Source organism: Streptomyces sp. NPDC001393 (assembly GCF_053597455.1).
Genome location: NZ_JBSFIH010000026.1, coordinates 113,370 through 122,202 on the forward strand (window position 1 = coordinate 113,370; position 8,833 = coordinate 122,202).

Here is an 8,833-nt window from a genome sequence, read left to right on the forward strand (position 1 = left end):
CGGGCAAAGGGGTCTACCCGCATAGATGATCCCGGTGCTGTCATGCCCACGACCGCCCGGAATCCCTGCCGGGCACCACACCGGGAGACCCCCACATGTCCCGAATACCGCGACCCCTGGTGACCACCCTCTCCTCCCTCGCCCTCGCCGCGGCGGGCCTCACCGTCACCACCGGCTCCGCTCACGCCGCAAGCTGCAGCCAGGGCTACCTCCCCCTGCCCGACCCCGCCTGCACGCCCGGGGCCCTCAACCCCGACGTCACCCAGGACACCATCGACTCCACCATCTGCGTCTCCGGCTGGACCGCGACCGTACGGCCGCCCAGCTCCTACACCACCGCGCTGAAGAAACAGCAGATCGTCGAGTACGGCTACGCCGACACCAACCCCTCGGACTACGAGGAGGACCACTTCGTCCCGCTCGAACTCGGCGGCGCCCCGAGGAGCGCGGAGAACCTCTGGCCCGAACCCCACTACGGCAACGAGACCTCCGCGGACAAGGACACCGTCGAGAACAAGCTGAAGAAGGCCGTCTGCGCCGGTGACGTCAGCCTCTCCGACGCGCAGAACGCCCTCATCACCGACTGGACGACCGCCCTGTCCAGCCTCGGCCTGAGCTGAGCCCGCAGGCCACGCGAGGGCCGGTGCCTCCCTTGGGAGGGACCGGCCCTCGCGCCGTACGTGCCCGCCGGCGCCCCGAGCGCCCTCTTTATTCGATGGAGCACCCGTCCCCACCCTGGATACCTTCGAGGCTTCCGGCGAGTTCGAGCCGATCGGGGGACGGATGATCGACGCGTACGAGGATCCGGGCACCCCGGACACCCGCGGCGGCTGGCGCTATCTGTGGTGGCTGGTGCTGCGTCAGCCGGGGCGGTCGGCGGCCGGGGCGCTGCTGGGCAGTGTGTGGCTGGTACTGATGGCCGCGCAGCCGTACCTGATGGCGCGGGCCGTGGACGAGGGGCTGGTGCCGGGGCGGCTGGGGGTGCTGGCCGCGTGGACCGGGGTGATGTTCGTGCTCGGGTCGGTGAACGCCTGGCTGAGCATCATGCGGCACCGCACGATGACCCGGGTGCGGATGGACGCCAACTTCCGCACGGTGAAAGTGGTCGTGGGACACGTGGTGCGGCTCGGGGCCGCCCTGCCGCGCCGGGCCGGAGCCGGTGAGGTGGTGACGATCGGGGTCGGCGACGTGCAGACCGTCGCGCAGGCGCTGACCGTGGTCGGTCCCGGCGTCGGCTCGGCCGTGGTGTACGTGGTGGTGGCCGGGCTGCTGCTGGCGATCTCGGCGCCGCTCGCCGCCGTCGTGCTGCTCGGACTGCCGGTGATCGCGCTGGTCACCGGGCCGCTGACGCTGCGGCTGCAGGGCGCGGAGAGCGCGTACCGGGAGCGGCAGGGCGTGCTCGCGGCGCGCATCGGCGACCTGGCGGGCGGGCTGCGCGTCCTCAACGGCCTCGGCGGCAAGGGGCTGTTCGCGGACGCCTTCCGGCAGGACTCGCGGCGGCTGCGCGCGCAGGGCTACCGGGTGGGCGCGGTGGCCAGCTGGGTGCAGGCGCTCGGCGTGGGCCTGCCCACCCTGTTCCTGGCCGTGGTGACCTGGCTCGCGGCCCGGCTCGCGGCCCAAGGCACCATCACCATCGGTCAGTTGGTGTCGGTGTACGGCTATGTCGCGGTGCTGATCGGACCGGTGGCGTTCTTCGTGCAGATGGCCTACGACCTGAACCGGGGCGTGGTGGCCGCGCGCCGGGTCGTACGGCTGCTGCGGCTGGAGCCGGAGCCGGACGAGGGCACGCTGCCGGCGCCCGAGGGACCGGCCGAGCTGCACGACCCGGCGTCCGGGGTGCGGGTGGTGCCGGGCCGGCTGACCGCGCTGGCCACCGCCCGGCCCGCCGAGGCCGCCGCCGTGGTGGACCGGCTCGGCCGCTTCGGGCCGACCGACGCCACCTGGGGCGGAGTGCGGCTGGACGCGGTCCCGCTGGCGGAGGTGCGCGGGCGGATCCTGGTCGCGGACCACGAGGCCGACCTGTTCGCGGGGCCGCTGCGGGAGGTCGTGGCCGCCCGGCACCCCGCCGACGAGGCTGAGCTCGGCCGGGCGCTGTACGCGGCGGCCGCCGAGGACGTCGTACGCGGGCTGCCGGAGGGCACTCACTCGCCGGTGTCCGGCCAGGGCCGCAGCCTGTCGGGCGGGCAACGGCAACGGGTGCGGCTGGTGCGGGCGTTGCTCGCCGGCCCGGAGGTGCTGCTCGCGGTCGAGCCGACCTCGGCGCTGGACGCGCACACCGAGGCCACCGTCGCGCGGCGGCTGCGCCAGGCGCGTCAGGGCCGCACGACGGTGGTGACGTCCACCTCGCCGCTGGTGCTGGACCGCGCGGACACGGTCGTCTTCCTGGTCGACGGCAAGGTCGCGGCGAGCGGACCGCACAGGCGGCTGCTCACGACGGAACCGGCCTACCGCGCCCTCGTCGCCCGGGACACGGAAGGGGCCGTACGGTGACGGGGACACGGGACCGGATCGGGGGCGGCCGACCCAGGCTCAGGCAGCCCGGCAACCCAGCACTCACGCTCCAGGACACGGAACGAGCCCCGCGATACCCACAAGCGGGCCGGACCCGGCTCACGCAGTCGGGCCGTCGGGCGCTCGCACTCGTGGATGCAGAGAGGGTCGTGCGGTGACGGCGGGTGAGGGGCTGCTGCCGGTCGCCGACCGGGGCCGGGTGCGGCGGGCCGCGCTGCGGCTGGTGCGGGCCGACGGGCGGGCGTTCGGCGCCGCGCTGCTGCTGAACGCGCTGGCGGCGGGGGCGGGACTGGTCGGGCCGTGGCTGGTCGGGCGGATCGTGGACGACGTGCGGGGCGGGCAGGGGGCCGGCGCGGTGGACCGGCTCGCGCCGTGGATCCTGCTGTGCGCCCTGGCGCAGCTGCTGCTGGCCCGGTGGGCGCGGCTCGTGGGGTACCGGTTCGGGGAGCGGACCCTGGCCCGGGTGCGCGAGGAGTACGTCGAGCGGGTGCTGGCGCTGCCCGCGTCCCTGGTGGAGCGGGCCGGCACCGGCGATCTGACGGCGCGCGGCACGGCAGACGTGGCGACCGTCGGCAGCACGCTGCGGGACGTCGGCCCGGAGCTGCTGGTCAACACCGTGCAGGCGCTGTTCGTGCTGGTCGCGGTGTTCGCGCTCGACCCGCTGCTCGGGGCGTTCGGGCTGCTCGGGCTGACCCCGATCTGGTTGGCCCTGCGCTGGTATCTGCGGCGGGCCCGGGACGGCTACCTCGCCGAGGGCGCGGCCACGTCCCAGGTCGCCGAGATCGTCGCCGCGACAGCGGCCGGTGCCCGGACGGTCGAGGCGTTCGGGCTGCGCGAGCGGCGGATCGCGGCGAGCCGGGACGCGCTGGAGGAGTCCCGCCGTACCCGCTTCTACACGCTGTTCCTGCGGACGGTGTTCTTCCCTGCGATCGAGGTGACGTACACCGTGCCCGTGGTGGGCGTGCTGCTGCTCGGCGGCTGGCTGCACCAGCGGGGCGCGGTCGGCATCGGCGCGGTGGTGGCGGCGTCGCTGTATCTGCGGCAGTTCACCGAGCCGCTGGACCAGATCCTGATGCGCGTGGAGCAACTGCAGAGCAGCAGCGCCTCGTTCGCCCGCGTGGAGGGACTGGCACAGGCGCCGCGCGGGGAGAGCGGGGCCGGCTCGCCCGTGCCGGCCGACGACCTGATCGACGTGCGCGGGGTCCGGTACGCCTATGAGCGCGGCGGCGAGGTGCTGCGCGGGGTGGACCTGACGGTACGGCCCGGCGAACGGCTGGCGGTGGTGGGCCCATCCGGCGCCGGGAAGACGACCCTCAGCAGACTCCTCGCGGGCATCGACCGGCCCGGCACGGGCACGGTGTCGGTGGGCGGGGTGCCGATGGCCGAGCTGGAGCCGGAGGTGCTGCGCCGCCAGGTGGTCCTGGTCACGCAGGAACACCATGTGTTCCTCGGCACGGTCCGCGACAACCTGCTGATCGCCGAGCCGGACGCCACGGACGACGACCTGTGGGCGGCGCTCGCGACGGTCGGGGCCGACGACTGGGTCCGGGACCTGCCGGACGGCCTCGACACCCGGCTGGGCACGGGCGGCCGCTCCACCGACGGCTCCCAGGCCCAGCAACTCGCCCTGGCCCGGGTGGTGCTGGCCGACCCGCACACCCTGATCCTGGACGAGGCGACCGCCCTGCTGGACCCCGCGACGGCCCGGCACGCCGAACACGCCCTCGCCGCCGTCCTTCAGGGCCGCACGGTCATCGCGATCGCACACCGTCTGCACACGGCGCACGACGCCGACCGGGTGGCGGTCATGGAGAACGGCCGCCTGACGGAACTGGGCACCCACGACGACCTGGTGACGGCCGACGGCGCCTACGCGGCCCTGTGGCGGACCTGGCACGGGGACACCGGCGGGCACGCCAACTCCTCTGAGGGAGAAGGGCCGTCATGAGCCACGACGTACTCACGGCCGGCGGTGGGGCCCTTGCCCCACTCCTCTGCCCGCGGTAACTGGTTCGCATATCGAACATGAACATCCGGTCAACGAACCATTTCCGGCCAAGTTTGTGACGCGGTCCTGACAGCCATGGTGATCCCCTGCCACTCTTCCCAGGCCGACTCACAGCAACCCCACAGCCACACCTGCTCGTGTGAGCCGGCCTGCACGTGGTTCCGCGTAACGCCCTGATCTGCCCGGACGCCCCAACCCACCGTCCGGTCTCCCCTGGCCGCGCGACCCGCGGTCACGCAGAAGGAGTCAGTGTGAGCAGCAGTTCCTCTCGCAGACGCACCCCCCACGCGTCCCACCGGCGCACCGCCACCGTCGCCCTCGCCGGCGTCGCCGCCCTGATCGCCGCCGCCGTCCAGTCGGGCCCGGCCAGCGCCGCACCGGCGAAACCCCGGCCCGGCAAGATCAACAAGGCCCACGTGGCCGTACGGCTCACGCCCTCGCAGCGCGTCGAGCTGATCCGCCACGCCGACGCCACCGAGGCCGCCACCGCCCGTTCCCTCGGCCTCGGCGCCCAGGAGAAGCTGGTCGTCAAGGACGTCCTCAAGGACGCCGACGGCACCCTGCACACCCGCTACGAACGCACCTACGCCGGCCTTCCGGTGCTCGGCGGCGACCTGGTCGTGGACAGCAACACGTCCGGCAAGACCATGGACGTCATCAAGGCCACCGGCGCCACCCTGAAGGTCGCCGGTCTCACCCCGGCCGTGTCGAAGGCCACCGCCGAGCAGCAGGCCCTGAAGCGGGCCAAGGCCCTCGGCGGCACCCGGTCGGCGGCGGACTCCGTGCGCAAGGTGATCTGGGCCGCGACCGGCAGGCCCGTCCTCGCCTACGAGACGGTCGTCGGCGGCTTCCAGGACGACGGCACCCCGAACCGGCTGCACGTCATCACCGACGCCACCACCGGCAAGGAGCTGTACCGGTACCAGGGCATCGAGACCGGCGTCGGCAACACCCACTACAGCGGCCAGGTGCAGCTGACCACGACCCAGTCGGGCTCGACGTACACGCTGACCGACGGGGCGCGCGGCGGCCACAAGACGTACAACCTGAACCACGGCACCTCGGGCACCGGCACCCTGTTCTCCCAGAGCAACGACACCTGGGGCGACGGCACCACGTCCAACGCGGCCACCGCGGGCGCGGACGCCCACTACGGCGCCCAGGAGACCTGGGACTTCTACAAGAACACCTTCGGCCGCAGCGGCATCCGCAACGACGGCGTCGCGGCCTACAGCCGCGTCCACTACAGCAGCAACTACGTCAACGCCTTCTGGGACGACGGCTGCTTCTGCATGACCTACGGCGACGGCTCGAACGACGCCGACCCGCTGACCTCGCTCGACGTCGCCGGGCACGAGATGAGCCACGGCGTCACCGCGAACACCGCGGGCCTGGACTACTCGGGCGAGTCCGGCGGCCTGAACGAGGCCACCAGCGACATCATGGGCACCGGCGTGGAGTTCTACGCCAACAACCCCTCCGACCCCGGTGACTACCTCATCGGCGAGAAGATCAACATCAACGGCGACGGCACCCCGCTGCGCTACATGGACAAGCCCAGCAAGGACGGATCGTCGGCCGACAGCTGGTACTCCGGCGTAGGCGACCTGGACGTCCACTACTCGTCCGGTGTCGCGAACCACTTCTTCTACCTCCTGTCCGAGGGCAGCGGCGCCAAGGTCATCAACGGCGTCAGCTACGACTCGCCGACCGCGGACGGGCTTCCGGTCACCGGCATCGGCCGGGACAAGGCGCTGCAGATCTGGTACCGGGCGCTGACCACCAAGTTCACCTCCACCACCGACTACGCGGGCGCCCGCACCGGCACCCTCGCGGCCGCCGGTGAGCTGTACGGCACCTCCGGCGCCGAGTACAAGGCGGTGCAGGACGCCTGGGCGGCCGTGGCGGTCGGTTCACGCTCCGACGGCGGCGGAGGAGGCGGAGGCGGAGGTACGACGTACGAGAGCAACACCGCCGTGGCCATCCCGGACAACGGGCCCGCCGTCAGCTCGGACATCACGGTCTCCGGCCGGAGCGGAAACGCGCCGGGCAACCTCCAGGTGTACGTCGACATCACGCACACCTGGCGGGGTGACCTGGTGATCGACCTCGTCGGCCCCTCGGGCACCGCCTACCGTCTGAAGGACTTCAGTTCCTCGGACTCGGCCCACAACGTGAAGCAGACCTTCACGGTCAACGCCTCCGCCGAACCGGCCAACGGGACCTGGAAGTTGCGGGTGCAGGATCAGGCCACCTACGACACCGGAACGCTCAACGGCTGGAAGCTGACGTTCCCGTAGATCGGCCGCCAAAAGCCCGGGAGCTGGGCGCCGTTCGAGGGTCCGGCACCTTCGGACGGCGCCCGTTAACACCCCTGAAATGTTTCCCGGCCAGCCGCTTTCCGGTCAACATCACTTCAGGGTCCTGACATGTACGCGCCCTCAATGTCACCCTTCCTTCACCTGCCGCAGAGCTTCACCCCACCTCACCGGCCAGTAACCCCACGCTGACCGGACTCCCCACGAGAAGGAGCTTGCGTGACCCCCCGCTACACGCGTCACAAGCGCGCCACTCTGGTCATCGCCACCGCCGTCGCCGCCGGAGCCCTGCTCTCCACCGGCCTGACCACCACCGCGACCGCCGCCGGCAAGAGCGGCGCGCCCCTCGCCGCCGCCCCCGCCGCGCTGTCCGACTCGGCCCGCGTCTCCCTCATACAGAAGGCGCAGGCCGACGCCGCGCAGACGGCGCAGCAACTGGGCCTCGGCGCCAAGGAGAAGCTGGTCGTCAAGGACGTCGTCAAGGACGTCGACGGCACCGTCCACACCCGCTACGAGCGCACCTACGCCGGCCTTCCCGTGCTCGGTGGCGACCTGGTCGTGCACACTTCCAAGTCGGGCAGAACCGAGGGCGTCACCAAGGCGACCACCGCGACCATCAAGGTCGCCTCGCTCAAGCCGCAGATCAGCGCCGCCAAGGCCGAGAAGCAGGCGGTGTCCGCCGCCAGGACCCTCGGCTCCGCCCAGTCCGCCGCGGACGGCGCCCGCAAGGTGATCTGGGCCGGCTCCGGCAAGCCCGTCCTCGCCTACGAGACGGTCGTCGGCGGCCTGCAGGACGACGGCACCCCGAACCAGCTGCACGTCATCACCGACGCCGCCACCGGCAAGAAGCTCTTCGCGTACCAGGGCATCGAGAACGCGACCGGCACCGGCAAGACGCTGTACTCCGGCACGGTCAGCCTCACCACGACCCAGTCGGGCTCGTCGTACAACCTGACCGACGCCTCGCGGGGCGGTCACAAGACCTACAACCTCGCCCGCAAGACCTCGGGCAAGGGCACCCTGGTCGCCAACTCGACGAACGTCTTCGGCACCGGCACGGCCTCCAGCTCCTCCAACGACCAGACGGCCGCCGCGGACGCCGCCTACGGCGCGCAGGAGACCTGGGACTTCTACAAGAGCACGTTCGGCCGCAGCGGCATCAAGAACGACGGCGTCGGCGCCTACTCCCGGGTCCACTACGGCAGCAACTACGTCAACGCCTTCTGGGACGACAGCTGCTTCTGCATGACCTACGGCGACGGCGACAGCAACACCCACCCGCTGACCTCGCTGGACGTGGCCGGCCACGAGATGAGCCACGGCGTCACCGCGAACACCGCGGGCCTGGACTACTCGGGCGAGTCGGGCGGCCTGAACGAGGCGACCAGCGACATCATGGGCACCGGCGTGGAGTTCTTCGCCAACAACCCCTCCGACCCCGGTGACTACCTCATCGGCGAGAAGATCAACATCAACGGCGACGGCACCCCGCTGCGCTACATGGACAAGCCCAGCAAGGACGGCGGCAGCGCCGACTACTGGTCCTCGTCGGTGGGCAACCTGGACGTCCACTACTCCTCGGGCGTCGCGAACCACTTCTTCTACCTCCTGTCGGAGGGCAGCGGTTCCAAGACGATCAACGGGGTGACGTACAACTCCCCGACGTACAACGGCTCCACGGTCACCGGCATCGGCCGCGCCAAGGCGCTGCAGATCTGGTACAAGGCGCTGACGACGTACTTCACGTCGACGACGGACTACAAGGCGGCCCGCACGGGCACGCTGAGCGCGGCGTCGGCGCTGTACGGCTCCAGCAGCACCGAGTACAAGGCGGTGGCCGCGGCCTGGTCGGCGGTCAACGTCAGCTGACACACGCGCGTGGCCTAGGTCCTGTCGTCAAACTCCCGTCGTCGCCCGGAGGGCGGCCCTGCGCCCGCCGCGATGGGGGTGCCCCCGCGCGAGCCTGTTCGAGCGTGGGGGAGGCTCATGAATGCCG

At 71.9% G+C, this 8,833-nt stretch carries 5 protein-coding genes; all 5 read left to right on the forward strand.

Annotation, left to right across the window (positions count from 1 at the left end; translation table 11 throughout):
- The first annotated feature begins 95 nt into the window (after positions 1-95).
- The 5 genes from ACWC2T_RS26135 to ACWC2T_RS26155 all read left to right on the forward strand — a co-directional run bounded on the left by ACWC2T_RS26135 (position 96) and on the right by ACWC2T_RS26155 (position 8,706).
- Entirely contained in the window at positions 96-620 is a 525-nt protein-coding gene (locus ACWC2T_RS26135; RefSeq protein ID WP_450672790.1) for a hypothetical protein, read from the forward strand.
- A 163-nt stretch (positions 621-783) separates the two neighbouring features.
- Positions 784-2,490, forward strand: coding sequence for an ABC transporter transmembrane domain-containing protein (locus tag ACWC2T_RS26140; RefSeq protein ID WP_450672791.1), 1,707 nt, complete (start codon positions 784-786; stop codon positions 2,488-2,490).
- A gap of 175 nt (positions 2,491-2,665) precedes the next feature.
- Positions 2,666-4,459, forward strand: a complete 1,794-nt coding sequence (locus ACWC2T_RS26145) for an ABC transporter ATP-binding protein (RefSeq protein WP_450672792.1) — start codon at positions 2,666-2,668, stop codon at positions 4,457-4,459.
- Between the two features lie 311 nt (positions 4,460-4,770).
- Entirely contained in the window at positions 4,771-6,819 is a 2,049-nt protein-coding gene (locus ACWC2T_RS26150) for a M4 family metallopeptidase (protein ID WP_450672793.1), read from the forward strand.
- A gap of 237 nt (positions 6,820-7,056) precedes the next feature.
- Complete coding sequence (locus ACWC2T_RS26155) at positions 7,057-8,706, forward strand: M4 family metallopeptidase (protein WP_450672794.1); 1,650 nt, start codon at positions 7,057-7,059, stop codon at positions 8,704-8,706.
- Positions 8,707-8,833: the final 127 nt, after the last annotated feature.

Coding starts and splice junctions, on each gene's coding strand:
- ACWC2T_RS26140 (WP_450672791.1), top strand. CDS start 784: ATGATCGACGCGTACGAGGATCCGGGCACCCCGGACACCCGCGGCGGC.
- ACWC2T_RS26135 (WP_450672790.1), top strand. CDS start 96: ATGTCCCGAATACCGCGACCCCTGGTGACCACCCTCTCCTCCCTCGCC.